This is a genomic window from Halosegnis longus (genome assembly GCF_009663395.1).
Lineage (GTDB): Archaea > Halobacteriota > Halobacteria > Halobacteriales > Haloarculaceae > Halosegnis > Halosegnis longus.
In genome coordinates, this window is record NZ_QKNW01000001.1 from 1,782,634 (window position 1) to 1,806,605 (window position 23,972).

28 protein-coding genes are annotated in these 23,972 nt (G+C 66.4%); 11 read left to right on the plus strand and 17 right to left on the minus strand.

Features of this window, described 5'->3' with window-relative positions; genetic code table 11:
* From DM818_RS09575 to DM818_RS09585, 3 genes are all read right to left on the minus strand, one after another.
* On the minus strand, positions 1–243 hold the full coding sequence (locus DM818_RS09575; protein WP_075936985.1) for a DUF7120 family protein: 243 nt from the start codon (positions 241–243) through the stop codon (positions 1–3).
* A 233-nt stretch (positions 244–476) separates the two neighbouring features.
* Positions 477–1,628, minus strand: a complete 1,152-nt coding sequence (locus tag DM818_RS09580) for a pyridoxal phosphate-dependent aminotransferase (RefSeq protein WP_075936984.1) — start codon at positions 1,626–1,628, stop codon at positions 477–479.
* Positions 1,625–2,113, minus strand: a complete 489-nt coding sequence (locus DM818_RS09585; RefSeq protein ID WP_075936983.1) for an Lrp/AsnC family transcriptional regulator — start codon at positions 2,111–2,113, stop codon at positions 1,625–1,627. The genes DM818_RS09580 and DM818_RS09585 overlap by 4 nt, the downstream gene beginning before the upstream one ends.
* Before the next feature lie 160 nt (positions 2,114–2,273).
* Here DM818_RS09585 and DM818_RS09590 point away from each other — a divergent pair, with 160 nt between their 5' ends.
* Complete coding sequence (locus DM818_RS09590) at positions 2,274–2,462, plus strand: hypothetical protein (RefSeq protein WP_075936982.1); 189 nt, start codon at positions 2,274–2,276, stop codon at positions 2,460–2,462.
* An 82-nt stretch (positions 2,463–2,544) separates the two neighbouring features.
* Here the strand turns inward: DM818_RS09590 and DM818_RS09595 are convergent, their stop codons facing one another.
* Positions 2,545–4,356: an LEA type 2 family protein gene (locus DM818_RS09595; RefSeq protein ID WP_158601441.1), complete on the minus strand. Its 1,812-nt coding sequence runs from the start codon at positions 4,354–4,356 to the stop codon at positions 2,545–2,547.
* 104 nt (positions 4,357–4,460) lie between these two features.
* Between DM818_RS09595 and DM818_RS09600 the strand changes: the two genes are divergently transcribed.
* Positions 4,461–5,033, plus strand: a complete 573-nt coding sequence (locus tag DM818_RS09600; protein WP_123124617.1) for a thioredoxin family protein — start codon at positions 4,461–4,463, stop codon at positions 5,031–5,033.
* Here DM818_RS09600 and DM818_RS09605 read toward each other — a convergent pair whose 3' ends face one another.
* Complete coding sequence (locus DM818_RS09605) at positions 5,034–5,216, minus strand: hypothetical protein (RefSeq protein ID WP_075936979.1); 183 nt, start codon at positions 5,214–5,216, stop codon at positions 5,034–5,036.
* A 63-nt stretch (positions 5,217–5,279) separates the two neighbouring features.
* Positions 5,280–6,788, minus strand: coding sequence for a uracil-xanthine permease family protein (locus tag DM818_RS09610; protein WP_075936978.1), 1,509 nt, complete (start codon positions 6,786–6,788; stop codon positions 5,280–5,282).
* Positions 6,789–6,884: 96 nt separating this feature from the next.
* Here DM818_RS09610 and DM818_RS09615 point away from each other — a divergent pair, with 96 nt between their 5' ends.
* Positions 6,885–9,128 (plus strand): DUF7527 domain-containing protein, encoded by a 2,244-nt coding sequence (locus DM818_RS09615; protein WP_123124304.1) that lies wholly within the window; start codon positions 6,885–6,887, stop codon positions 9,126–9,128.
* Here the strand turns inward: DM818_RS09615 and DM818_RS09620 are convergent.
* A complete protein-coding gene (locus DM818_RS09620; RefSeq protein ID WP_075936976.1) occupies positions 9,125–9,430 on the minus strand; it encodes a hypothetical protein in 306 nt (101 codons plus the stop codon). The genes DM818_RS09615 and DM818_RS09620 overlap by 4 nt on opposite strands.
* 171 nt (positions 9,431–9,601) lie before the next feature.
* On the opposite strand from DM818_RS09620, the gene DM818_RS09625 reads away from it, so the two are divergent.
* From DM818_RS09625 to DM818_RS09635, 3 genes are read left to right on the plus strand one after another with little or no spacing between them, the layout of a single operon-like run.
* The gene (locus tag DM818_RS09625; protein ID WP_123124303.1) at positions 9,602–10,972 is read left to right on the plus strand and encodes an adenylosuccinate synthase; all 1,371 of its coding nucleotides are present in this window, start codon (positions 9,602–9,604) and stop codon (positions 10,970–10,972) included.
* A 39-nt stretch (positions 10,973–11,011) separates the two neighbouring features.
* Complete coding sequence (locus tag DM818_RS09630; RefSeq protein WP_075936974.1) at positions 11,012–11,197, plus strand: methytransferase partner Trm112; 186 nt, start codon at positions 11,012–11,014, stop codon at positions 11,195–11,197.
* A gap of 41 nt (positions 11,198–11,238) precedes the next feature.
* Complete coding sequence (locus tag DM818_RS09635; protein ID WP_123124302.1) at positions 11,239–11,793, plus strand: DUF7524 family protein; 555 nt, start codon at positions 11,239–11,241, stop codon at positions 11,791–11,793.
* On the opposite strand, the gene DM818_RS09640 is transcribed toward DM818_RS09635, so the two are convergent.
* On the minus strand, positions 11,783–12,862 hold the full coding sequence (locus DM818_RS09640) for a DR2241 family protein (RefSeq protein ID WP_075936972.1): 1,080 nt from the start codon (positions 12,860–12,862) through the stop codon (positions 11,783–11,785). The two genes, DM818_RS09635 and DM818_RS09640, sit on opposite strands and share 11 nt — an antisense overlap.
* Before the next feature lie 35 nt (positions 12,863–12,897).
* The gene (locus DM818_RS09645) at positions 12,898–13,764 is read right to left on the minus strand and encodes a CbiX/SirB N-terminal domain-containing protein (RefSeq protein ID WP_075936971.1); all 867 of its coding nucleotides are present in this window, start codon (positions 13,762–13,764) and stop codon (positions 12,898–12,900) included.
* A gap of 84 nt (positions 13,765–13,848) precedes the next feature.
* Between DM818_RS09645 and DM818_RS09650 the strand changes: the two genes are divergently transcribed.
* From DM818_RS09650 to DM818_RS09660, 3 genes are read left to right on the plus strand one after another with little or no spacing between them, the layout of a single operon-like run.
* Positions 13,849–14,328: a DUF7523 family protein gene (locus tag DM818_RS09650; RefSeq protein WP_075936970.1), complete on the plus strand. Its 480-nt coding sequence runs from the start codon at positions 13,849–13,851 to the stop codon at positions 14,326–14,328.
* 44 nt (positions 14,329–14,372) lie between these two features.
* The gene (gene cysS, locus DM818_RS09655; protein WP_123124301.1) at positions 14,373–15,854 is read left to right on the plus strand and encodes a cysteine--tRNA ligase; all 1,482 of its coding nucleotides are present in this window, start codon (positions 14,373–14,375) and stop codon (positions 15,852–15,854) included.
* Positions 15,855–15,895: 41 nt separating this feature from the next.
* The gene (locus DM818_RS09660) at positions 15,896–16,549 is read left to right on the plus strand and encodes a DUF6517 family protein (RefSeq protein WP_075936968.1); all 654 of its coding nucleotides are present in this window, start codon (positions 15,896–15,898) and stop codon (positions 16,547–16,549) included.
* A 10-nt stretch (positions 16,550–16,559) separates the two neighbouring features.
* Here the strand turns inward: DM818_RS09660 and DM818_RS09665 are convergent, their stop codons facing one another.
* The 8 genes from DM818_RS09665 to DM818_RS09700 all read right to left on the minus strand — a co-directional run bounded on the left by DM818_RS09665 (position 16,560) and on the right by DM818_RS09700 (position 22,196).
* A complete protein-coding gene (locus DM818_RS09665) occupies positions 16,560–17,795 on the minus strand; it encodes a tripartite tricarboxylate transporter permease (protein WP_075936967.1) in 1,236 nt (411 codons plus the stop codon).
* A gap of 75 nt (positions 17,796–17,870) precedes the next feature.
* Positions 17,871–18,203 carry a 50S ribosomal protein P1 gene (gene rpl12p, locus DM818_RS09670; protein ID WP_075936966.1) on the minus strand — a complete coding sequence of 111 codons (333 nt, stop codon included), beginning with the start codon at positions 18,201–18,203 and terminating at the stop codon, positions 17,871–17,873.
* A gap of 7 nt (positions 18,204–18,210) precedes the next feature.
* Positions 18,211–19,245 (minus strand): 50S ribosomal protein L10, encoded by a 1,035-nt coding sequence (locus tag DM818_RS09675; RefSeq protein WP_075936965.1) that lies wholly within the window; start codon positions 19,243–19,245, stop codon positions 18,211–18,213.
* Between the two features lies 1 nt (position 19,246).
* Positions 19,247–19,885 (minus strand): 50S ribosomal protein L1, encoded by a 639-nt coding sequence (locus tag DM818_RS09680; protein ID WP_075936964.1) that lies wholly within the window; start codon positions 19,883–19,885, stop codon positions 19,247–19,249.
* 111 nt (positions 19,886–19,996) lie between these two features.
* Complete coding sequence (locus DM818_RS09685; RefSeq protein ID WP_158601439.1) at positions 19,997–21,217, minus strand: glycosyltransferase family 87 protein; 1,221 nt, start codon at positions 21,215–21,217, stop codon at positions 19,997–19,999.
* Positions 21,218–21,260: 43 nt separating this feature from the next.
* Positions 21,261–21,737, minus strand: a complete 477-nt coding sequence (locus tag DM818_RS09690) for a 50S ribosomal protein L11 (RefSeq protein WP_123124299.1) — start codon at positions 21,735–21,737, stop codon at positions 21,261–21,263.
* Positions 21,738–21,783: 46 nt separating this feature from the next.
* On the minus strand, positions 21,784–21,984 hold the full coding sequence (locus DM818_RS09695; protein ID WP_075936961.1) for a VNG_1110C family protein: 201 nt from the start codon (positions 21,982–21,984) through the stop codon (positions 21,784–21,786).
* A gap of 47 nt (positions 21,985–22,031) precedes the next feature.
* The gene (locus DM818_RS09700) at positions 22,032–22,196 is read right to left on the minus strand and encodes a hypothetical protein (RefSeq protein ID WP_153952611.1); all 165 of its coding nucleotides are present in this window, start codon (positions 22,194–22,196) and stop codon (positions 22,032–22,034) included.
* A gap of 111 nt (positions 22,197–22,307) precedes the next feature.
* Between DM818_RS09700 and DM818_RS09705 the strand changes: the two genes are divergently transcribed.
* Together DM818_RS09705 and DM818_RS09710 are read left to right on the plus strand one after the other, a co-directional pair.
* Complete coding sequence (locus tag DM818_RS09705) at positions 22,308–23,420, plus strand: OBG GTPase family GTP-binding protein (protein ID WP_075936960.1); 1,113 nt, start codon at positions 22,308–22,310, stop codon at positions 23,418–23,420.
* Entirely contained in the window at positions 23,420–23,881 is a 462-nt protein-coding gene (locus DM818_RS09710) for a TIGR04206 family protein (protein WP_123124298.1), read from the plus strand. The genes DM818_RS09705 and DM818_RS09710 overlap by 1 nt, the downstream gene beginning before the upstream one ends.
* Positions 23,882–23,972: the final 91 nt, after the last annotated feature.

Below are 23,972 nucleotides of genomic sequence, written 5' to 3' on the forward strand. Positions count from 1 at the left end.
TCAGAGGGTGTACTCGTCCTCGGGGTCGGTGTCGGCGGCGGGGTCGTGTTGGTCGTCGGTCGCCTGCGTGAACAGGTCCTCGCCCGGTTCGCGGCCGGTGTCCTCGTCCACGTCGAAGGCCGTCAGTCCGAGGGTGAGCAGCTCCTCGATCGCCTCGTCGCGGTTGATGAACTCGCCCTGGTTGACGAATCGGTCGATCTCCGAGTCGATGCGGTCGGGGAGGTCGATACGGATTTCGGACATATCTCTACTCGGTGTGTCGTCCTTTTGAATCTACCGCGAGGAGCTTACTCGTCGCGCTCGTTGCCGCGTTCCCAGACGCTGTCGGCGCCGTCTCCGTTCGGTGCTGTGTGGCTGATCTCCTTCAGGCTCTCCCGTTCCCGGTCGTTCATCGTGTTACGCCACGAGGCCGCGTATCTACTTGAACGTTCGTACAATCCTGGTATTACTATCTATACCATACTAAGAATATAAGGTTATTCGAGGAACCGCTCGATGCGGTCCATCGCGGTGCGGAGGTCGTCCATCGAGGAGGCGTACGACATTCGGAGGTGTCCCTCGCCGCCGGTGCCGAATGCGTCACCTGGGACGACGGCCACCTGCTCTGCCTGCAGGAGGGCCTCGGCGAACTCGCCGGCGTCGGGCCACGGCGACTCGGGGAAGACGTAGAACGCGCCCGTCGCCTCGAAGCAGTCGATGCCCATCTCGTCGAGGCGAGCGAGCACGAAGTTCCGCCGGCGGTCGTACTGGGTACACATCTCTTCCACGTCGGGCTCGCAGTTGTCGAGCGCCTCGATGGCCGCGTGTTGGGCCGTCGTCGGGGCCGACAACATCGTGTACTGGTGGATGCGGTTGATGGACTCGACGACGTGTGCCGGCGCGAGCGCGTAGCCGAGCCGCATCCCCGTCATCGCGTACGCCTTCGAGAAGCCGTTGAAGACGACGGTCCGTTCGCGCATCCCCGGCAGCGTCGCGATGGAGGTGTGGTCGCCCTCGTAGGTGAGCGCGGCGTATATCTCGTCGGCCATCACCGCGATGTCGTGCTCGCGACAGAACGCGGCCACCTCCCGCAGTTCGTCCTCGGTCATGGTCGCCCCGGTCGGATTGTTCGGGTAACAGTAGACGAGCAGCTCGGCCTCCTGTGCGCCTGCGGCCTCCAGTCGCTCGCGCGTGAGGACGAACTCGTCTTCGGCGCGGGTCTCGACCGGGAGCGGTTCGCCGCCGGCGAATCGGACGCCCGGCTCGTAGGAGACGTACGCCGGCTGTGCGATGGCGACGCTGTCGCCCGGATTCACGAGCGCACGGAACGTGGCGTCGATCGCTTCACTCGCACCCGCCGTGACGATGATCTCCTCGTCGGGATCGTAGTTCAGGTCGTAGCGGGTGACGTGGTCGGCGATGCGCTCGCGCAGTTCGACCATCCCCTTGTTTGCGGTGTAGGAGGTCCGCCCGCGCTGGAGCGAGTCGATGGCGGCTTCCCGCGCCCGGTAGGGGGTCGCGAAGTCCGGTTCGCCGACGCCCAGCGAGACGACGTTGTCCATCTCGGCGGCCACCTCGAAGAAGCGGCGAATCCCCGACTCGGGCACCGACGCCACGCGGTCCGAGGGCTGGAGGGGTGTCTCGCTCATGGGGAGTAGCTGATGCGTTCGTCCCCCTCCTCGGTGTCGAACCGGTGGTTCGACTCCTTGTACGTCTCCATCACGTAGTGGGTGACCGTCTGTGTGATTTCGGGCAGCGGGGCGACCTTCTCGGAGACGAACCGCGACACCTCACCCATGGAGTCGGCCTCCACGTCGAGCGCGAAGTCGTAGTCGCCGGACATGAGCCGGAGCGAGGCGACCTCGGGAAAGCCCGCGAGTCGCTGCGCGATGTCGCGGTAGGAGGTCTCGCGGTCAAGCGTGACGTTACACTCCACGTGTGCACGCACGGGTTCGTCGTCGAGCTTCGACGGGTCGACGACGGCCGTGTAGCCGGCGACGACACCGTCGGTCTCCAGTGCGGCGATGGTCTCCTCGACGGCGGACTCGTCGAGCCCGGTCATCCGCGCGAGGTCGGCGGTCGTGTAGCGGGCGTTCTCCCGCAAAAGGTCGAGTACTGCGGCACGCTCGTCCATACGCCGACGCGGTCCAGCGTCCGGTTAACCCTTGCGTCGCCGACAGGCGTTACCCCCGCGTCTTTCCACATTTTCGCCGATGGGGCTATGTCAATAATTACCATACAGTGATATATTATCTCACGATATTCTTATTATGTTCCCCCGTATTCGAGCAGGTATGCACACGCATGCGCTGGAGACCGCGGTGACGCTCTACGAGAGTGACACGTACACGCTGTCGATGGCCGCACAGCAGGCCGGTGTCGAGGAGTCCCGGCTCGTGGACTGCCTCGCCCGCCGCGGCGTCGACACCACCGGTGCCGTCCCGGAGGACATCAAGGCCGCCGGCCGCGCCACCGCAGACTGACACCGCTGACGCTCGGCCCCTCCGTCGCCCGCTCCCGCTCGTCGGTCCAGCCCGCTCTCCCGTCAGAAAACCGCCTTCCGACTCAGTTCTCGCCGAAGAAGTCCGTCTCGACCGTCTGGTCCTGACTGAACGAGTCGAGCCGGACGCGCTTCGACCCGAAGGCCGTCTCCACGGTGACGTACATCTCCGTCGTCAGCGTGGAGCTCTCGCCGTTCCGGACGTGGGTCGGCCACCACTCGGCCATCTTCGAGTTGTCCAACTCCATCGTCGGGTCGATGGTCGTCGTGCCGACCGTTCCGATGAGATACTCCTCGGGGTCGCCGTTCTCGTCGCGCACTACCTTCTCGTCCGCCAACACCACGTCGTTCAGCCGGACCGTGTAGGTCACGTCCGTGATGGTAATCGGCTGTGACCGCTCGTTGCGAATCTCGGCTTCAGCCTGCAGGGGTGCGACTGCCTCCGTCGCCGTTCCCCACTGCGCGCTCGTCCGCTCTATCGTCGCGACCGTCCGGCCCTGCTGTTCGATGGTTCGCGGTTCGCTGCTCTCGAAACTCGACAGCAGGTCCGTCCCGACCGTGCGTTCCTCCTCGGGTTCGGGGGCGTCGAGTCGGGTCACACCGATATCGGCCGTCGTGTTCGCCTGTGTGATAACTGTCGACTGTTCCCCACGGTTGAGATGGCGCGCCCACCACGCCGGCACGCTGTCGTGGCGGAACTCGCTCGTCAGCGTGTACGTGTTGTTACCCGGTTCGAGTCCGTCGAACGTGGCCTGTCCGCTGGCCGCCTCGACACCGTTGATCGTCGTCCGCTCGGTCACGTCCAGCGTGACGATGTCCCCTACTTCGCCGTCGTTCGGGTTCGAGACGACGAGTTCGGTCTCGATGTCCGTCGTCGCGTCCGTCACCGCACCCCACTCGCTCGACCGGTCGACGAGCTCCGGCCGGTCGAAGCTCGTGTCCTCACCCGCGCCGGGAATCGTCGACACCTCGGTCGTCCCGGCACCGAGCAGGTCGGTCTGGAGGCGAGCGTTGCGCTCGAAGATGGTCAGCGGGACGCGCTCCAGTTCACCGTCGCGCTCGACGAGCCCGTACACCCGGACGGAGAGGTCGGTGGTCTGGTTCGCGCGGATGTGGCTCCGCCACCACTCGGCCATCCGCGGCGTGTCGATGGCCGGGTTCGCGGTGAACGTCCCCGACTCGCCGGGGACGAGACTGAACGAATCCTCCGTGGTCCCCTCCCCGACGGTGACGCCGTTCATCTCAATCGCGTACGCCGTTCCGTCGAGCTGGATGGGGTAGTCGTGGATGTTCTCGATGTCCGTCCGGACCTGTAGCGGGGTCGACTCGGCGGTCGCCTCACCCCAGCTCGCGCGCTGGTTCGAGACGCGAAGGATGGTGTCGTTGCCGACGCCGACCTCACGCGACTCGTCGCTCGTCACCGACGAGAGCAGGTCGGTCGTGAGCCGTTGTTCGGTCGCCGACAGCTCCACGCTCTGTGGAATGCCCGGCAGCGAGACGCGCGGCTCCGTCACCAGCGTCGTCGTCTCGCCGTTGTTGATGTGGGTGACCCACCACTCGGGAATCTTGTCGTTTCGGAGCGGAACGTCGACGGAGAGGGTGCTCTCTCCGGCCGGGAGCCCCACGCCGCCCTGTGACCCCTCGGCGACGGTCACGTCGTTCATCCGGACGGTGAACCCCAGCGTCGCGGCTCCGGGTATCGACCGGTCGTTCGGGTTCTGTATCGTGATGTCGTTGCGAATCGTCGTGGTCTCGTTCGTCACGTCACCGAACGAGGAGTCGACCGACTCGACGGTCGGGCTCTCGAAGTTCTGGGCGAACTGGAAGACGTACACTCCCAGCCCGGCCGCCGCCACGAGTAGGACGACGCCTCCCACGAGAAGCGCTTTGCGGCGATTTACCATGGGCGTTCTACACCAGCATCGGTGGTAAAGCCGCCGGCCACACAGCAGTTTTGCCCGCGCCGCCACAACGGACCGGTATGGTTCAGACCGACTCCGACTCACAGCTCCAGCGCGGCGACCTCGCCCCCGACTTCCGACTCGTCGGTACCGAGGGCGCACACTACACGCCCGACTCATTCGCTGACAACGACGCCCTGCTCGTCGTCTTCACGTGCAACCACTGTCCGTACGCGAAGGCGAAGTTCGCCCCGCTCAACGCGATTGCCGAGGAGTACGACGACTGTGCCGTCGTCGGCATCAATCCCAACGACGCCGACGAGTATCCGGACGACTCCTACGAGCGCATGTGTGAGCTCGTCGACGACGGCACCATCGGCTACGACGCCTACCTCCGGGACGACGACGGCAGCGTCGCCGAGGCCTACGGAGCCGTCTGCACGCCGGACCCGTTCCTGTTTGCACGCGAGGACGGGGAGTGGCGACTCGCCTACCACGGCCGGCTGGACGACGCGCTCAACCCCGACGACGAGCCGTCGGGCGAGCCGGGCTTCGAGGTACGGCAGGCGATTGACGCGGTGCTCTCGGGTGAGGACGTGAGCCTCGAGGATAATCCGTCGCGGGGCTGTTCGATTAAGTGGCCGTCTGCGTAGCTACTGCAGCGACGCGTCGACCGGCAGTTCGTTCGTCCGTGCGGCAAGCACTATCGCACCGGCGAGCAGCGCGACCGAGAGCACGCCGATGCCGGTGATGAGCGGGCTGTCCATGGTCCCACCGACCGCAGCGAGTGCCGCACCGGCCGCAGAACCACCGAACAGGGGGGTGAGCGTCGTCATTACCACTACTGTCGCGGTCTCGTGAATAAATGATACGCCTCGCAGACGCCGTGTGAGCAGGTGTCACGAGCGCAGGCGTTCGAGGAACGTCTGGAACTCGTCGTCGCCCTCGGCGATGCGCTCCCAGTCGAGCAGCCCGCGCTCCTCGCGAGTCCCCGCGACGGTGTTGTCGAGGACGAACGCGATGACGCCGCCGACGGCCATCTGGACGCCGCCGACGATGTAGACCGTCCGGGCGACGACCTCCGTCCCGAGCACGGACCCGAGGACGGGCACGGACGCGAAGCCCGATTGGAGCGCCGTGTACCCCGACAGCCCGCCCATGTACTGTGGTACGGCCATTCCGGCGAAGATGGCCATCCCGATGATGAAGATGTTGCGCGAGGAGTCCAAGTCGACGTACTTCAGATTCGAGAGCCCGACCGCGACGATCTGCCCGAACATCGCGATGTAGAGTCCCCCGACGATGGGGTCTGGAATCGTCGCGACCAGTTGGCCGAAGTAGCCCACGAAGCCGGCCACGAGCATGAGGACTGCGCCGATCTGGACGACGTAGCGGGAGGCGACGCCCGTCAGCCCGATTGCGCCGACGTTCTCGGAGTAGGAGGTCGACCCGCCGGTCCCCATCAGCCCGGAGAAGATGTTGGCGAGACCCTCCATCCCGATGCCGTGGTTGATGCGCTTTGCCGAGGGCGCGCCGACGCCGGACATCCGGGCGACGGCGTGGTAATCGGCGAACGATTCGATGATGGACGCGAGCACGCCCGCGAACATCCCGATGGCGAACGAGACGCCGAACTCCGGGACGCCCCACTGGAGCGGGTAGACGACTTGGATGGGATCGGCGCTCGCGATGAGACTGAGGTCGATGTAGGCGGGATCACCCGACGGAATGACGCCGGTCGTAGAGCCGACCGCGGCCACGACCCACGCGCCGACGATACCGAGCAAGATGGGGAACAGCCCGAAGACGCGCGACTGTTTGTCGAGATACTGTGAGAACAACACGATGAGTCCGAGCGTCAGGAGGAGCAGATACCAGTTGTTCGTTGCGGCCGTCACCTGCGGGGCGTCGAACAGCGATAGCCCGATGAGGGTGACGACCGGCGTGACGACCACGGGGGAAAGATACTCGCGGAGCCGGCCGACGAGGCCGAGATAGCCGATGAACACCTCGGCGACGCCCGCGGCGATGATCGCTCCCTGCAAGAACAGGAGCTTCGTCTCCCAGCCGACGCCGGAGACGAAGGCGTTCGAGGAGACGATGGCGAGTCCCGGTCCGAGCATCGAGAACGGTGCACCTTGGACGATCGGATACCGGTTCCCGATGGTCGTCTGAGCCAGCGTCGCGACGCCCGAGACGACGAAGAAGGTCCCGATGAACTGCGCGCGAAACTGCTGTGGCATCCCCATCGCGTTCGCGAGCAGCAGCGGGACCGCGATGTTCGCCCCGATCATCGTCAGGTAGTGTTGTGCGCCCAACAGGAGCGCCCTGTCCAGCGGCGGTTTGTCGTCGATGCCGTACTCGACGAGCGCGTCGCGGTCGTCCGTCTCGTCCCCGGTTGTGCCCATTTCGTCCGAGGTGTGCCAGACACCGGTGTTAAAATTCCCGGTCGCTCCCGGGGAGGTAGCCGGAACGTATTTGCGCGTGGTGGCGCTGGTTCGGGTATGAACTGGGTCGATACGATCGCTGACTGGCAGACCCGCCGCGTCGACGACGGCTACCCCGGTCTCCACGACCTCGCCGACGCCGGCTTCTCCGGCGGTGTCTCGACGGGCGACTCGTGGCTCCTCTTCGTCAACGGCACCGCCGTCTCCGTCACCGATCACTCCGAGGGTGGCCCGACGCCGGGCGACATCGAGCGCTTCGAGGATGCACCGCTCACGGCCTACGAATCTCCCCACCCCTCGCTCCCGCTGTTGGCCGCGATGCAGTTCGGCGACACCGAGGAGCGCGGAACATACTACACGGAGGAGACGCCCCTCTCGGAGGTGGAGGAGACGCTCGAGGACGGCGGCTTCACCGGCTACGTCGAACTCTCCGAGAACGTCCTCTCCGGTGACTACTACACCGTCTACCAGGCCGGCCGGTCGATGCACGCCGCCTTCGTCGGCAGCAGCGAGACGCTGCGCACCGACGAGGAGGCCCGCGAGGCTGCCCACGACGAGGTCGGTCTCTACGAGGTCGTCGCCGCGTCCATCGACGTGGTCGAGATTCCCGACGCGGCGGAGCCGGAGCCGGAATCGACGCCGGCCGCGACGGCATCTCTCGACGAGTCGAACGACGCTGGGGCGGCCGGAGACGCCCCCGACGTGGAGTCGGAGCCGGACTCTGAGGCCCCCAACGAGGCTCCGACGGCGGAGCCTGTCGCAGACGACACCGGGACCGAGGTGTACACCGACCCGGACGCCGGCTCCGTCACCGCGGATGCAGACGACGACGAGGAGTCACCCCCTGCCGATAGTGAGGCGCACACGGAGGGCGACACCGAGCCGGACGAGGAGTCGGACGGCCCGACCGACACCGACCCAGCGCCCGCCACTCCAGCCGACGAGCCGGCGACGGAGGAAACCCGCATAAAAGAGACGCCGGCCGAGGAAACCCCGCCGACGGATGCCGTCTCTCGCGTCACCGAGCCGGACGAGGAGCCGGACAGCGAGGAACTGGTCGGTGACGACGCCGCGGCGTCGAGCGACGACGCGGGCGTTCCGAACGCGCCGTCGTCGTCGCCGACGCGTTCAGCGTCGACGACACAGCGCACGTCCGCGACCGAACAGCTCGCCGCCCGGTCGATTCCGTCCGTCGACCCCGAGCGAACCGGAGGAAGCACCTCGGCGCAGTCGACCCGCAACTCCCGTACGCCCCGACAACGGAAACAGCGGGACCAGTCGCGCACACAGCAGGCGACGACCCGACAGTCCACGCGCCAACAGGAGTCGACCCAGCCCGACGCCGAGGAACTCGACGCGGTTCGTTCGGAACTGGAGACCGTCCGGGAGTCGCTGGAGACGGCGGAGACCGAGCGCGACGAGGCGCGCGCACAACTGGAGACGGCCCGCGAGGAGCTGGCGGCGGCCGAGACCGCCCGCGAGGAACTCGAAGCCGAGCGGGACGACCTCAAGCGGGAGGTCGAATCCCTCCAGTCGCGAGTGGACGAGCTCGAATCGCAACTCGGTGACGTGGCGACCGACGGGCCGTCGCTGCCGGCCCCGGAGGCGTTCGGCGGGACGAACCTCTTCGTCCGGTACGACTCGAAGGGGAAGACGACGGTCGAGACCGCTCACGACGGCGACGGGTCGCCCGCGGAACTCGCGGAGAATCTCCGACTCGTCCACCACACGCAGTTCGAGACCGAGGGGGCGACCGTCCACGGCGAGCCGTTCGAGCAGTGGCTCTACTCCACCCAGCAGTACCGGTTTGCCGAGTGGCTCGTCGGCCGGCTCGTCTTCGAGATTCGCGAGACCGACACGACGAGCAAGCTCTCGGAGCTGTACGACGCGCTGCCGGACATCGACCGCATCGAACTCGCGGGGTCGGTCGCCGTCCCCGACGGCAACGAGGAGGTGGACATCGGCTTCGATATCGTCTGTCGCGACCGGATGGGCGACCCGCTGTTCGTCGCCGACCTCGACGCCTCCCGCCAGCCGGTCTCGGACGGACAGATGGCGTCGCTCGTCCAGGATTCGGGGCTGGTGTGTGAAGCAGAGTCGACGTTCGCGGGGGCCTTCTTCGTCTCGGCGGCCTTCTTCGAGCCGGGCGCACTGGAGACCGCACGCGACGCGACGAGCGGGAGTCTGTTGAGTCGCGACTCGCGGCTCAGCTACGTGAAGCAGTCGCGAAAACGCGGCTACCACCTCGCGCTCGTCGAATCACGCGACGACGGGTTCCATCTCTCGGTGCCGGACCTCTAGGACTCGATCTCCGGCGTGTCGTCGATCTTCATCCCTTCGAGCTTGTCGACGATCTCGTCGACCTTGCCGTCGAGGTCGTCGACGAACTCGTAGGTGGTCTCGGTCGTAATCGCCCCCTGGCTCGACGGCTCGATGAGGTTCTCCTCTTCGAGCACGCGCAGGGAGTAGCGGACCTTGTGGTGGGGGTACCCGGTCTCGTTGGACATTTTCACGATACCGATAGGCTCGTTCTCGATGACCATCTTGAGCACCTGCAAATGGCGCTCCAGCATATCGACTTCCTTCTCAAGTCGGTCTATCATGGCATTTGTTAACTTGTGTTAACGGGTTTTAAACATTACCCTACCGGCCGGCACCGACTCGACACGACGTCTTCGCCCGAGGTGGTTATATCCCTTGTGAATCCGTGGCGTGGCAGCCGTCCAGTGGCGTACCGAAACCGGTTTAGTCGGCGATTCAGAGTTGTGACCGTAATGACTGTCACAATCGTCGGCGCTCAGCTCGGCGACGAAGGGAAAGGCGGCATCGTGGACGTGTACGGCGATGCGGCCGATATCGTCGTCCGATACCAGGGCGGCGACAACGCTGGTCACACGGTCGTCCACGAGGGCAACGAGTACAAGCTCTCGCTCGTTCCCTCCGGCGCGGTCCGCGGCAAGGTCGGTATTCTGGGGAACGGCTGCGTCGTCAACCCCGAGACGCTGTTCGATGAACTGTCCGAGCTCCGCGAGCGGGGACTCGACCCCGACGTGCGGGTCGCTCGCCGCGCACACGTCATCATGCCGTACCACCGCGTCCTCGACGGCATCGAGGAGAAGGCCAAAAGCGAGAGCGACGACGAAATCGGCACGACGGGCCGCGGTATCGGCCCGACCTACGAGGACAAGGCCGGCCGCCGCGGCATCCGCGTCGGTGACCTGCTCGCGCCCGACGTGCTCCGCGACCGACTCGAACGCGTCGTTCCGGAGAAGCGCGCCATCGTGGCGGACGTGTTCGGCGTCCCGGTCGAGGACCTCGACAACCCCGACGCGCTCGACGTGGACGCGATGTACGAACACGCCCGCGCGTACGGCGAGCGACTGGCCGGCCAGACGGTCAACGCCGGCCAGTTCATCGCCGACGCCCGCAGCGAGGGCAAGCAGGTGATGTTCGAAGGTGCACAGGGCACCATCATCGACATCGACCACGGGAACTACCCGTTCGTCACCTCCTCGAACCCGACCGCCGGGGGCGCGGCTGTCGGCTCCGGCACCAGCCCCGGCGTCGTCGGACAGGGTGAGGTACTCGGCATCGTGAAGGGGTATCTGACCCGCGTCGGCTCCGGGCCGATGCCGACCGAACTCGGCGGCGTCGAGGGTGACACCCCCGGCTACGGCGAGCAGGGCAGCGGCGAAAACGAGGAGATAGCGACCTACATCCGCGAGGAGGGCGGCGAGTACGGTACCGTCACCGGTCGCCCGCGCCGCGTCGCGTGGCTCGACATGCCAATGCTCCGCCACTCCGCCCGCGTCAACGGGTTCACCGGCCTCGCAATCAACCACATCGACGTGCTCGCCGGACTGGACGAGGTGAAAGTCGGACACAGCTACACGCTCGACGGCGAGGAGACGATGACGATGCCCGCCACCACCGAGGAGTGGAGCCGGTGTGAGGCGAACCTCCGCACGTTCGACGGCTGGGCGGCGTTCGACTCCGCGGCCGTCGCCGAGGAGGGGTACGAGGCGATTCCAGCGAACGCCCGCGCGTACCTCGAGTACGTGAGCGAGGAGCTGGACACGCCGGTCTACTGCGTCGGCGTCGGTCCCGGCCGCGAGGAGACGGTCGTCGCCGAAGACGTCTGGTAACCCGGCACGCTTTTTGTGTCGACACCACTCGGTTCACGTATGCAAGAGTCTCTGCTGGACATCGTCTGCTGTCCGCTGGACAAGTCCGACCTCGAACTGGAGGCGATTCGCCGCGACGACGACGAGGTGCTCGAAGGCCGGCTCGTCTGCACCGAGTGCAGCGAGGAGTACCCCATCGAGGACGGGATCCCGAACCTCCTGCCGCCGGATATGCGCGAGGCCTGAGCGGCGAGACACTTTTGTAACGAGCGCGTCATTCCGCGACCGTGACCGACCGACTCGTCGTCCAAATCAACCGGACGGGCGTCCACTCGCTCGACGTGCCCGAAACGTTCGAGACGGACGACTCCTTCCTCGTCGTGCTCCGCAACCACGGCGAGTCGACCCACGCCCATCTCCACCTCGGCGACCAGCTCTCCACCGTCGGTCGAATCGACGCCACCAACCACTATCTCGACGGCGGCACCACCAGACACGTGAGCGTCGATATCGACGCCGAGCCGGGTACCAGACACCGCGGCCGGCTCAAGATCGTCGTCGGCCACGGCGCGGAAACCCGATTCGTCTCCGTCGTCATCGACGCCGCGGATAACACAGTTCGCGTCGACCCGGACCTCTCGACGCCGTCGCGGTCTCAACCGGACACCGTCTTCGGCGGCCTCGACCCCCTCGCCGTCGGCGCGGTCGCGTCGGCGACGCTGTGTCTGCTCCTCCTCGCGGCTGCGCTCGTCGCCTCCGCCGCGAACGTCGTCTTCGTCGTCTTCGCCGTCTTCGCCGTTCTCGCGGGGCTGCTCGCGGCCGGGCTGTTCGCTATTCGGTAGCGTCGGTCGACGTTCCGCTCAGATTCCCGTCGTCGTCGAACCGCTTCGCCCGGAGATACCGCGCCCGGTAGCGGTTGGCCGGGTCCGAGGTGTCCGCCTCCCGAATCTCGTCGGCGCGCCCGTCGGCGACGGCGTCGATGATCTCCTCGACCTGCTCCTTCTCGCTGGGCGTCAGGGTGAACTCGTACGTCTGTTCCTGTTCGCCCTCCAGTCGCGTCCACTTGCGCGCGGCCGCGATGACGAGCGAACACGGCTCGCGACACGGGAACTCGCCGTCGCCGCCCGGCACGTCGAGGTCGGTCTCATCGTCGTACTGCCACTCCCGGCGTTTCACACACTGCGAGTCGTCACAACACGCCTCCGCGACCCAGTTGACGTGCTCGTAGCTGTCGCCCCGGTTCCACGTCTTGACGACGCCGTAAATCCCGCTCTGGCGACCGATAGTCGACTCCCAGTGGTCGATGTCGAGTTCGCCCTGCCGTTCGAGATACCAGTTCGCGACCGTCGCGGGGTAGATGTACTCGACCGTCTCGACGCACTCGCGGCCGGTCTGCTCGGGAAACACCCAGCCGTGCGGGAGCGACGGCGCGGTCTTCAGCGGCCGGTAGCGACCGTCGTCGTCGTAGGTGACGAGCGAGCGCGCGTCCAGCGGCTCGTCGTGTGCTTCGAGGCCATCCGCCCCGACGTCGTCGGCGTGGCGAATCTCGTAGCGACGCTCTCCGTCGTCGAGTCGCGCCTCGATGCGGAGTTCGCCCCACGAGCGGGTCATCCCTGCACGGAGCGACTCGTAGCGCTCGGGGACGGACAGTTCGTCGGCGGCTTCGAGCCAGCGGAGGAAGGCGTCGTCGGCGTCGGCGCGGTCCTCGCTCCAGTAGGCCCAGTTCGTGACGTACGCCTCGTGGTCGGCGGCGAGCGTCTCGAACGCCTCCTCGCTCAGCCCCGTCTCCTCGACCCCGGCGTCGGGAATCGAGAGCCGGTAGTCGCCGTCGTACTCGGCGTGAAGCCCGTCACACGCGACCGGTTGCTCGCGGACGGCGCTGGAAAGTCGTGCGACTGCTGGCGCGGTCATAGGTGTCGTTGGACCGGGGCGGTGAAGAATCCTCTCTAATCGGCACCCGCGCGGGTCTGTTCTCTGACCTCCTCGACGGCCGTGCCGACATCCGCGCCGGCGTCGCGAGCGCGCTCGAGGAGTACGTCCGCCATCAGCGGCTCCGTCCCGACCGCGCCGGCGTACCAGATGTTCACGCCGTCGACCTCTGTCGGCGTGTCCCAGCCCGTCCGGTAGTCGTCGGTCAGTCCCATATCCTCGGGAATGTCCTCCTGGGTGTGGTAGCCGTCTGCGATGAAGAGGGGGACGACGACCACGTCGTCGGTGTCGAAGTGGTCGCTCACGTCGTCCACCTCCGGCTCCTCGTCCATGTAGAGGTCGTGCACCTCGTCGAACCGACCCGACTCGCGGATGCGGTCGGCGTGATACCGGATTGCCTTCGCGGAGTTCTCGTTGCGCTCGGTGCCGTGGCCGACGACGGCGAGTCCGAACCCCTCGCCCACCTCGTCGTCGCCGGTGACGGACTCGGCGCGGCGGACGATGACATCCGTCATGGCGTCGTGCGTGCCGGCGGGTCCACAGTAGTGGACGGTCTTGTCCACGTCGCTGGCACGCAGCGTCGTCGAGGAGGCGCTCGTCCCGTCGGAGTCCCACTGTTCGACATCGAACTCCTCTAAGCGGAGTTCGCGGGGAATCACCTGCTCGGTGAAGTACCCCTCCGAGATGAACAGCGGCACCACGTACACCTCCTCGGAGTCGAGGGTGCGAAGCACCTCGCGGAAGGACGGCTCCTCCTTCCAGAAGGCGGTCGCGACCTCGTCGAAGACGCCCGTCTCTCTGACGGTGTCCGCGTGGCGATACGTCGGTGTCGATGAGTCGGGATTCAGATGCGACCCGTGTGCAACGACGACGAGAGCCTGCATACCCGAACCACGGGCGGCGCGCGCTTCAGCGTGTCGCCGCGGCGTGCCGATACGTTTTATTCCCCCTTGTGAGAAAACAACGGTATGACGCTCGCCAGCGAGACGCGCGCCGCCGTCCGGCGCGAACCGTTCCTCCATGCTGCACTGGCCGCCGGGGTCGTCAACTACACCGCCGCGGCCCGGTATCTGGACATCGGTGACGAAGACGAGGAGGCCGTCGCAGCCGCGCTCCGCCGGTACGCCGAAGACCTCTCACCCCCCGAACCCCCCGATCGCTCGCCGCCACGCGTCGATATGCAGAGTGGACTCGGACCGGTCGACGTGGCCGACGCGCTCCTTACTGTCGGTGACGCCGCGTTCGGTCCCGTCGACGGGTCGCTCACCGCCATCACGATTTCGGGCGATGTGGCGGCGACCGACCTCGGGCCGGTGCTCGCGCGACTCGCCGTCGAGGGAATCGACGTTGAGGCGACCGGCGGGAGCGACGGCCACCTCGTCTGTCTCGTCGATCAGTCCGACGGGGTCGACGCGCTGCGAGCCGTCGAGGAGACGCTCGACATCTGACCCGAAGCGACGCACTCAAACCGCTACCCCCGGTAGCCGCCGGTATGACGCTGCGCGTGCTGAACACGCTCTCCGGTGAGCTAGAACCGTTCGAGCCAGCCGACCCCGACGACGTGCTTCTCTACTACTGTGGGCTGACCGTCTCGGACTTCGCTCACCTCGGCCACGCGCGGACGTGGGTCCACGTCGACGTGGTCCACCGGTGGCTCGACCACCTGGGCTACGACGTGCGCCACGTCGAGAACATCACTGACGTGAACGAGAAAATCGTCGCTCGCATCGGCGAGGACGACCTCGGCGACAGCGAGCGCGCCGTCGCGACGACGTTCACCGACCAGCTGCTCGCGGACATGCGCGCGCTCAACCTCAAGCGCGCCGAGGTGTACCCCCGCGTCACCGAGCACATCCCCGATATTATCGACCTCGTGGAGACGCTCATCGAGGCGGGCTACGCCTACGAGACCGACGGCTCCGTCTACTTCGACGTGCACAGCTTCGAGGGGTACGGGAAACTCTCGAACCAGACCCTCGACGCCGTCGAGCCACAGGAAGACGGCGACCGGAGCGAGAAGCGCAACCCCGCCGACTTCGCGCTCTGGAAGGCCGGCGGCGTCGATTCGGAGGCCGTCGCCGACCACCGCCACGCCGACCGACAGTACGACGTTGACACGCCCGACGGCGAGACGTGGGAGTCCCCGTGGGGCGTGGGGCGTCCCGGCTGGCACATCGAGTGCTCGGCGATGAGCATGACGCACCTCGACAGTTCCATCGACATCCACATGGGCGGTCGCGACCTCGTCTTCCCACACCACGAAAACGAGATTGCCCAGTCTGAGGCCGCGACGGGCGAGCAGTTCGCTCGCTACTGGCTCCACGCCGACCTGTTCCAGATGGACGACGAGAAGATGTCCTCCTCGCTGGGGAACTTCGTCCCGGTCACGGACGCGGTCCCGCGGTTCGGGGTCAACCCCCTCCGCGTGTTCTTCCTTTCGGCCTCGTACAACTCCACGCAGACCTACTCGGAGGCGGCCATCCACGAGGCCGAGGAACGCTGGGAGCGGCTCCAGAGCGCCTACCGACGGGCGAACGACGCCGCCGACTCGTCGGCGGCCCACACTACCGTCACCGACGACACCCTCCATGCGGGTGTCGAGGACGCCCGCGACTCGTTCACCGCCGCGATGAACGAGGACTTCAACACGCGGGAGGCGCTGACCGCGCTCTCCGCGCTCGCGTCGACCGTCAACACCCACCTCGACGACCACGACGCGTACGACTACCGCGGGCTGCGTCGGGCCATCGAGACGTTCGAGACGTTCGGCGAGGACGTGTTCGGTCTCGACTTCACCGGGACGAGCGAAGGAACGGCGACGCTCGCCGACGAACTCGTCTCGCTGGTGCTCGACGTGCGGGAGGACGAGCGCACCGCCGGCAACTACGAGCGCGCCGACCAGCTCCGCGATGAACTCGAAGCGCTCGGCATCGAGATCCAGGACACCGACGACGGGACGACCTACCGGCTGTAAGCCCCCTTATTTATATTCGTCTCGCGAGTACGACTCTCCCGATGGATACACGACGCATTATGGCAGTCGTCGCGGTGGCCGCGCTCGTCACGATGAGCGGCTGTGGCTTTCTCCTCGGCAACGAGGCCTTGGAGTTCAACGCCAGCCCCGTCGCCGTGAGCGACAGCGCACAGAGTGACACCGGATACGAGGAGACCCGCCGCACGTCACAGGGGGTCGAACGCTCCTTCCAGGTCGCGGGCCAGACCCGGAACGTCTCGGTGACGAACTACCTCGCGGAGTACGGTCGCACGGCCGAGACCCTGTTTTCCGACCAGCAGGTCGCCCGCGTGACGGTGCTCTCCTCGCCGAAGGTGCAGGTGCTCGGCGAGTCGTTCAACCCGCTCGGTGAGCTGAGCGACCGACAGCTCGCCCAGCGGTTCCAAGAGCAGTACGGCTCGCTCAACGACCTCCAGTTCCAGTCGAACCGCACGACGAGCATCCTCGGAAGCGAGCGCACCGTCTCGAAGTTCACCGCACAGGCCCAGATGAACGGCGGCACGTCGGTCGACGTGAACGTCCACATCTCGAAGTTCGAGGACGGTGACGACTTCATCGTCGCCGTCGCGGTCCACCCACAACAGATCGACGAGGAGTCGAACGTCGACACAATGTTCGGCGGTATCGTCCACCCGGCAGCGGAACCGTCCGAGTAGCGTCTCTCTTCTATATTCCGAGCGCCAGCGGTCCGGTGAGCACACCCATCAGGTGGACGCGGCGTGCGCCGTACCGCGGTGGTACGAGTCCCAGCAGCGTCGCAACGAGAAAGACCCCGACACCGACCAGCCCCGTCAGCAGTGCCGTCAGCACGACCAAGCCCGCGAGCGTCGCGACCGACAGTCGGGCGTAGTCGAGTCGGCCGACGACGGTGAGATAGCGGTCGCCGAGCACCGGAACGGCGAGCGCGCCGACGCCGGCCGCGACCGCGACTGCCGGCAGCCACAGGCCGAGTGACACCGGCGCGTTCAGCGAGTCGGCGGCGACGAGCACGCCCGTCCGTGGTGACCCGAGCGCGACGAGCGCAAACAGCGCGAAGACGGTGTTCGCTGTGTTGACTGCCGAGACGGCGATGACGAAGCCTCGCGCACCGAGTCGCGCTGGGACGCCGAGCAGGGCGACCGTCGCCGCGACGGCCGAGGACACGCCCGGAATGTAGCCGACGGCCGCGCCGGCGAGTGTCCCGACACCGGCGACGGTTCCTGTCACCCGGGGCGTGACTGCGAGCGTGGCGTCTCCCTGTTCGGGGACGCCGTCGCCGGCGAGCGCGTCGACGAGCACCGGCGCGCCGAACAGTCCAGTGAACAGCGGCATCAGGATACTCCCACTCGCGAGTGGTGCCTGTGGCTGGATATCGAGCGTCACCGCGCCGAGTGCAGTGGCTGTACAGAAACAGCCGACGCCGGCGACCGCGGCCTGATGGCTCGACTCGGTGACGACGAGCAGTGCCGCCGTTGCGAGCAGGAGCACGCCGAGGTGTCGCTCGATGATCGGGTACGCAGCGACCATCGCGCGCGTCACCGGCACCGCGAGCGGGACGGCGAACACGACAGCCAGTCCGGAGCCGAGTGCCGACAGGCGGAGCGTCTCGTGGCCGCGACCCTGTATCACGAGCCGATGGCCGGGGAGCGCACCGACGGCCATCGCGGGGTCCGGTACCCCGAGCGCGAGCGTCGGGACCACGTCCAGAAAGGTGTGGACGACGCCGGCCGCGAGCATCGCACAGACGACGTACCGTGGCGGTCCCGGAAGCGACGGCGCGACCCCGGCGAGGACGAGCGCCATCGTGTTCGCGTGGAGTCCGGGGACGAGTCCAGACAGCGTACCGAGCGCAATCCCGGCGAGCGTGAAGCCGAGTGCTGTGGCCGTGACCGTCGGACTCCACGCGAACGCGTCGGCGAGCACGGCGGGAATGGCCGCGGCTTCCTACTTGAGCGTCGCCACTGGGCGGACGAAAACAAAGAGAAGTGAATCGGAATCTTAACCGAAGAGTTCGCCGAGACCCTCACCGCCGTCGTCGCCGTCGTCCTCGTCTTCCTCTTCTTCCTCGGCCTCGGTCTCCTCGGTCTCTTCCTCGGAGTCGTCCTCGGTCTCGTCGCCGCCGGCGCTACCGCCGGATGCGCCGCCAGCCGGGACGGCGGCCGCCTCTGCGACGGCCTCCTCGATGTCGACGTCCTCGAGGGCCGCGACGAGTGCCTTCACTCGCGACTCCTCGACGTCTGCGCCGGCCGATTCGAGCACGGCCGTCAGGTTGTCTTCGTTGAGCTCTTCGCCAGTCTCGTGCAGGATGAGTGCTGCGTAAACGTATTCCATGGATTAATCACCCGAACATCGCGCCGAGGCCCTCGCCGCCGTCGGAATCGTCGTCGTCATCCTCGGCGTCGTCGGCGTCGGCATCCGCGTCCGCATCTTGGTCACCGCTCTGTTCGTCTGCGTCGTCCTCCTCCGTCTCGTCCGGCTCCTCGGGAACCTCGATGTCACGAAGCTCCTCGGGTAAGGCCTCCTCGTCGTCGATAGCGACGGCCAGCGCACGAAGCTGTGCGTCGGCCTTCGCGACGAGGTCGTCGGCGAGGTCCGGCGACTCGATAGCCGCGTGGATACCGAGCGCCTTCGCTTCGCCGCTCGCCTTGCCCAGCAGGATGCCGGCGGTCTGGGCCGTCGGGTAGACGGCGTTGACCGAGAGATTGCGTGCACCAGCGACGGCGGACTCGATGTCCGCGCGGTACTCGTCCACGTCGATCTCCAGCTCCTCGGGCGAGAACACGACGCCGTCGGAGTAGACGCCGCGCAGGTCGAGCCCGACCTCCTTCGGCTCGATGCCGAGTTCGGTCAACACGTTCGCCAGCACCTGACTGACCTCCTCTCCGGCTTCGAGGACGGTTGAGTCCTCGGTCACCTGGATGGAGCCGTCCATGATGCGGGCGGCCGCGCCGGCCTGCTGGAGGTCACCGACGAACGGACCGGGGTCGACCCCGGTGTCACCCTCGGGGATGACGATGTCGTTCGGTGCGATTTCGCCGGCGCCGATCGGCGCGGGCGTCTTCGACGCTTCGAGCGTCTTGAACAGACCGAACGGGTTGTCGTTCGTCCCGATGATGCCGACCTGTCCGTGGACGTGCTCGGAGAGCACGTCGAGGTCAGCCTCCGCCAGCGCACGCTTCAGGAGCGTGTTCCGCGAGACACGCAGCTCCGCGGAGCCGTGAAGCTCGCGGCGCATGTCCTGCAGCTGGCGGGACGGAATTCCGGCGATGTTGACGATGCCGACGGACTCGTAGGAGTCGAGCATCCCGACGATGTCGTCGACCTCCTCTCGCTTCCAGTCCGGAATCGTCTTCGTCTTTCGTTCGGCGCTCATATCAGGTTGGCACCTCCGATGCCGGTCCCATCGTCGTCTTCACGTAGACGCCGTCGATGTTCTGGGGCCCCTTCTCGAGGTCTGCCTCCAGCCGACGGATGATGACGTCGATGTTGTCGACGATATCGTCGATGTCCATGTCCTCTGCGCCCACGCGCGTGTGGAAGGTCCGCCGGTCGCCACTCCGCACCTGAACGGTGTTTTTCATCCGTTCGATGGTCTCGACGACGTCGTCGTCGGGCTGGAGCGGGGTCGGCATCTTCCCGCGCGGACCGAGAACGGTCCCGAGATATCGGCCGATGTCTTGCATCATGTTCGCCTCGGCGATGAAGAAGTCCGTCTCATCGGCGAGGTCTTTCGCGGCGTCGTCGTCGCCACCGAGCTCTTCGAGGGCGTCCCCGTCGAGCACGTCGTCAGCGACGTCTTCCGCGCGGAGGGCTGTTTCACCCTCTGCGAACACAACGATACGAGTCTCCTGTCCCGTGCCCCGTGGGAGAACGATCGATTCGTCCACACGGTTGTTAGGGTCGTTTAGGTCTAGGTCGCGCAGATTGATAGCGAGGTCGACCGTTTCGCGGAAATTCCGCTCAGGTGCCTCCTCAAGTGCGCGAGAGACTGCGTCTTGTATTGATTCTGCCATCTTTCACCTCCGTAGTCGTAGCCGTTCGGCTACTACGGTGTGAAACAGGCGATGCCTGTCTCACGTCGTTCGAGGCCCATGAGACTGATAAGTCCGTCGAAGCGCCGTAGCTCACCACGACAGCGGCCGCTCGATGCCGTCGACGACCCGTACGAACGCCGTACCCGCGAGCAGGAGACACCCCCACGTTCCCGGCTGCGCGAGGAAGTAGACGAGCGCGCGGTCGAGCGCTGGAACCGCGACCGGGACGATTTCCGTAATCGCGAGCAGTCCGTACGCGTGGACGGCCGCGAGCCCGAGCCCGAGGGTCGGAACCACCGGCCGTCCGCCGCGTTCGAGTTCGCCGTGAATCAGTATCGCCGCCGCCGGGAGCAGAGCGACCAGATAGTACGTGTACGCGAGCGTCGTGAGCAGCGGGAACGCCGCGAGTCCGAGCGCGAACGTCTCGCGGTCGCGGTCGCGCGCGAGCAGCGCGGCCGCGGCGACGACGAGCACGGCGGGCAGTCGGAGCCACAGCGAACTCGCCAGCCAGCCGAACGGCTTGAAGTAGGGGGAAAGCCACAGCGCCGGCGACCGGGAGAGGCCGCTCCGATTGACTCCCCAGGCAAGCACCTCGATATACGTCCGGTGCACCTCGACACCGAAGAGGAGCAGCGAGAGACCGACTAGTCCCAGTCCGGCCACCACCGCCCCGACGAAGCGGTCACGGTTCGCGAGCAGATGTGTCCCGACCGGTGCGTACGCGAACTTCACGACGCCGACGACGCCGGTCAACGCGCCGCTGGCGAAGCGGGCCGGCCGCGACTCCATTCCACGGTCGAGGCCGACGAACGCGAAACAGAGTAACCCAGCGGTGAACGCCGCGGTTTGACCCATCTTCATCGCGAGCAGGAGCGGCTGGTAGCCGACGAGCAGCCACAACAGAAGCAACCGCTCCGGCCACGACCGTCGCCCGGCGAGTCGCTCGACGAGGAGCACCATCCCGCTCCACAACAGGAGGAGACTACAGGCGATCCACAGGGGGTCGCCGGTCCCGCGGCCGAGGGCCGCGAACGGTCGGAAGAGGACCAGGACGATGGGCGGATACAGGTAGCTCCCGTGGTAGCCGCCGTCCTCGTTGCGGGTGTAGATGTGGTCGTTCGTCCGCCACGCCTCGACGGCCTGGTCGTAGACGCCGAAGTCCCAGAAGCTGAACGGGGGTGCGATGTCGGCGGCACGGAGCCACCAGTCGACGAACGGGTACGCGAGATGGAGCCCGACGAGCAGCGCGGAGAGGGCGACGAACAGCGGATGCTGGTCGTAGCAGGTTCGGAGACGGTCGCGGAGGGCCATCATGCTGTGGTGGCCGCTTCGCGACAAATATCTTCTGTGAGAGTTACGCGTCGAAGGTGTCGTCGTACTCGCCGCTGTCGACTCGCTCGTCGTAGGTGCGGGCGTTCTCGCCCTCGATGGTGACGCCGAGCGAGACACAGGTGCCGGCGACCTCCTTCGAGGCGTTCTTCGCATCGTACGCGAGCAGGTCCGGAAGCTTCTGCTCGGCGATGGTCTTCAGCTGCTCGACGGACATGTCGGCGACGAAGTCCTCCTGTGGCTCACCGGAGCCGGTCTCGAAGCCGAGTTCGTCCTTGATGAGGGCGGCCGTCGGCGGGACGCCCACCTCGATATCAAAGGAGCCGTCGTCCTCGTAGGAGACGGTGACGGGCACTTCGGTGCCGTCGAAGGCAGCAGTCTGGTCGTTGATCTCCTCCACGACAGCCTGCACGTCGACGGGCGTCGGACCAAGTTCGGGACCGAGCGGCGGGCCTGGGTTGGCCTGGCCACCGGGAACGAGTACTTCGATGTTTCCAGCCATATCGAACAGAATCAGGCCCGCGCGTTTAAGGATTGTTTTTCAGCGGCTACGCGACGCTGATACCGTGTCGCGTGAGGAACGCGTTCACGTCTTTAATCTCGACCGGGCTGCCGATAATCCGGGCGTCGTCACCGGCGTCGACGACGGTGACGGTGAAGTTCGACTCCACGTCCTCGTGTACCGGGTCGAACTGCTCCCACGGGAGGCGAATCTGCGTGCTGTCCCGAAGGGTCTGCGGGTCGGCCATTATGTTTTATTTGTCGGTTCCGGTGTATTAAGCCACCGAAAGCGTCGCTACAGATTCACGACGACGAGCAGGAGTGCGAGGATACCGATGGCGAACAGCCCCACGTCACGCAGTCCCGTCTCGAAGGCGAACGTCGCGAGCAGCGTGTGTGCTACCGCGACGAACAACAACGCACCGACGAGGAGATTCCCGACCAGCCGACGCTGTTCCATATCCCGACCGACGCGCGCGAGTGGCGTAAACCGTTCGCCCACGCGCGAGCAAACCGTTCGCCACGACCACAACGAACAGGCTTTTGCCCGCCACCAGCCGACTACGGATAGATGGGGCTCGAAGACGAAATCGAGGCGATTGAAGACGAAATCGCGGAGACGCCCTACAACAAATCGACCGAGGCACACATCGGTCGGCTGAAGGCCAAACTCGCGGAGAAGAAGGAGAAGCTCGAACAGCAGTCCGGCTCCGGCGGCGGCGGTGGCTACGCCGTCGAGAAGACCGGCGACGCCACGGTCGCCCTCGTCGGATTCCCTTCCGTCGGGAAGTCGACCCTGCTGAACGCGCTCACCAACGCCGAGAGCGAAGTCGGCTCCTACGAGTTCACGACCCTCGACGTGAACCCCGGCATGTTGCAGTACCGCGGCGCGAACATCCAGCTGATGGACGTGCCCGGCCTCATCGAAGGCGCAGCACACGGGCGCGGTGGCGGCCAGGAGGTCCTGTCGGTCGTCCGGACCGCGGACCTCGTATTGTTCGTCCTCTCGGTGTTCGAAATCGACCAGTACGACCGGCTCGCCGAGGAGCTGTACAACAACAAGATTCGACTCGACACGGACCCGCCGAGCATCTCGGTGACGAAACGCCACACGGGCGGGCTGAAGGTGACGACCGCCAAGGGCGTGGACCTCGACGAGGCGACCATCAAGGAAGTGTGTCGCGAGTACGGCTACGTCAACGCCGATATCACTATCCAGCAGAATCTCGACATCGACGAGCTGGTCGACGCGCTGATGGACAACCGCGTCTATCTGCCGTCCGCGGTCGCCGTCAACAAGGCCGACCTCATCGAGCCCGATTACCTCGACACCGTCAACGCCGACCTCCGCGAGCGCGGTATCGACCCCGACGACGCCGTCTTCATCTCCGCCGAGGAAGAGAAGGGACTCGACGCGCTCAAGGAGAAGATATTCGACTCGCTGGGCCTGATTCGCATCTACATGGACAAGCCGGGCCGCGGCGTCGACTACGACGAGCCGCTCGTCATCACCGAAGAGGAAAACACCGTTGAGGACGTGCTCGACAAGCTCGGTGGCGACTTCGACGAGCGGTTCCGGTTCGGCCGCGTCAGCGGCGAGAGCGCCAAACACGACGAACAACAGGTGGGCCGAACCCACGAACTCGCCGACGAGGACGTGCTCCGAATCGTCGCTCGCAAGTGATGTTGCCCGGCACGCCACGCCGCCGATTCCTCGCGATTCTCGCGCTCGCGTTCGTCCCGTGGACCGTCCTCGTCATCGACCGCGGGGCGACGGTGCTCAACGGACTGTTTCCCCTCTTCGTCCTCGATTACAACCCCGGCTTAGCCCAGACGCTCCGGGCGATTCCGACGTGGCGATTCTTCCTCTCCGGCGGTGGAATCCCGCGCAATCCAGAGTTGTGGCCCGCGAGCATCCTCCTGTATCTTCTTGCGCTCGCGAGCGCGGGCGTCCGCGCGGCCTTCGACCGCGGCGACCCGCGATTCACCGGCGGTACGCTCTTGTTGGCCGGTCTCACCGGTGTCGGCGTCGCCTTCAGCTTCTCGCACCGACTCCGGTACACGCCGCTCCCTGTCGGGTCGCTCCTCGCGTGCGCGCTCGCGTGGTGGTACTACTGGCCCGCCTTCCGAGCACAACAGGAGTAGTTCGGTTCTACCGACCCACAGTGGTTGGCGGGTCAGATTCCCACTGACTCGCAGTGGTTGGCGAGTCAGCGTTCCCACTGACTCGCAGTGA

Coding starts and splice junctions, on each gene's coding strand:
- DM818_RS09575 (WP_075936985.1), bottom strand. CDS start 243: ATGTCCGAAATCCGTATCGACCTCCCCGACCGCATCGACTCGGAGATC.
- DM818_RS09580 (WP_075936984.1), bottom strand. CDS start 1,628: ATGAGCGAGACACCCCTCCAGCCCTCGGACCGCGTGGCGTCGGTGCCC.
- DM818_RS09585 (WP_075936983.1), bottom strand. CDS start 2,113: ATGGACGAGCGTGCCGCAGTACTCGACCTTTTGCGGGAGAACGCCCGC.
- DM818_RS09590 (WP_075936982.1), top strand. CDS start 2,274: ATGCACACGCATGCGCTGGAGACCGCGGTGACGCTCTACGAGAGTGAC.
- DM818_RS09600 (WP_123124617.1), top strand. CDS start 4,461: ATGGTTCAGACCGACTCCGACTCACAGCTCCAGCGCGGCGACCTCGCC.
- DM818_RS09605 (WP_075936979.1), bottom strand. CDS start 5,216: ATGACGACGCTCACCCCCCTGTTCGGTGGTTCTGCGGCCGGTGCGGCA.
- DM818_RS09610 (WP_075936978.1), bottom strand. CDS start 6,788: ATGGGCACAACCGGGGACGAGACGGACGACCGCGACGCGCTCGTCGAG.
- DM818_RS09615 (WP_123124304.1), top strand. CDS start 6,885: ATGAACTGGGTCGATACGATCGCTGACTGGCAGACCCGCCGCGTCGAC.
- DM818_RS09620 (WP_075936976.1), bottom strand. CDS start 9,430: ATGATAGACCGACTTGAGAAGGAAGTCGATATGCTGGAGCGCCATTTG.
- DM818_RS09625 (WP_123124303.1), top strand. CDS start 9,602: ATGACTGTCACAATCGTCGGCGCTCAGCTCGGCGACGAAGGGAAAGGC.
- DM818_RS09630 (WP_075936974.1), top strand. CDS start 11,012: ATGCAAGAGTCTCTGCTGGACATCGTCTGCTGTCCGCTGGACAAGTCC.
- DM818_RS09640 (WP_075936972.1), bottom strand. CDS start 12,862: ATGACCGCGCCAGCAGTCGCACGACTTTCCAGCGCCGTCCGCGAGCAA.
- DM818_RS09645 (WP_075936971.1), bottom strand. CDS start 13,764: ATGCAGGCTCTCGTCGTCGTTGCACACGGGTCGCATCTGAATCCCGAC.
- DM818_RS09650 (WP_075936970.1), top strand. CDS start 13,849: ATGACGCTCGCCAGCGAGACGCGCGCCGCCGTCCGGCGCGAACCGTTC.
- cysS (WP_123124301.1), top strand. CDS start 14,373: ATGACGCTGCGCGTGCTGAACACGCTCTCCGGTGAGCTAGAACCGTTC.
- DM818_RS09660 (WP_075936968.1), top strand. CDS start 15,896: ATGGATACACGACGCATTATGGCAGTCGTCGCGGTGGCCGCGCTCGTC.
- rpl12p (WP_075936966.1), bottom strand. CDS start 18,203: ATGGAATACGTTTACGCAGCACTCATCCTGCACGAGACTGGCGAAGAG.
- DM818_RS09675 (WP_075936965.1), bottom strand. CDS start 19,245: ATGAGCGCCGAACGAAAGACGAAGACGATTCCGGACTGGAAGCGAGAG.
- DM818_RS09680 (WP_075936964.1), bottom strand. CDS start 19,885: ATGGCAGAATCAATACAAGACGCAGTCTCTCGCGCACTTGAGGAGGCA.
- DM818_RS09685 (WP_158601439.1), bottom strand. CDS start 21,217: ATGGCCCTCCGCGACCGTCTCCGAACCTGCTACGACCAGCATCCGCTG.
- DM818_RS09690 (WP_123124299.1), bottom strand. CDS start 21,737: ATGGCTGGAAACATCGAAGTACTCGTTCCCGGTGGCCAGGCCAACCCA.
- DM818_RS09695 (WP_075936961.1), bottom strand. CDS start 21,984: ATGGCCGACCCGCAGACCCTTCGGGACAGCACGCAGATTCGCCTCCCG.
- DM818_RS09700 (WP_153952611.1), bottom strand. CDS start 22,196: ATGGAACAGCGTCGGCTGGTCGGGAATCTCCTCGTCGGTGCGTTGTTG.
- DM818_RS09705 (WP_075936960.1), top strand. CDS start 22,308: ATGGGGCTCGAAGACGAAATCGAGGCGATTGAAGACGAAATCGCGGAG.
- DM818_RS09710 (WP_123124298.1), top strand. CDS start 23,420: ATGTTGCCCGGCACGCCACGCCGCCGATTCCTCGCGATTCTCGCGCTC.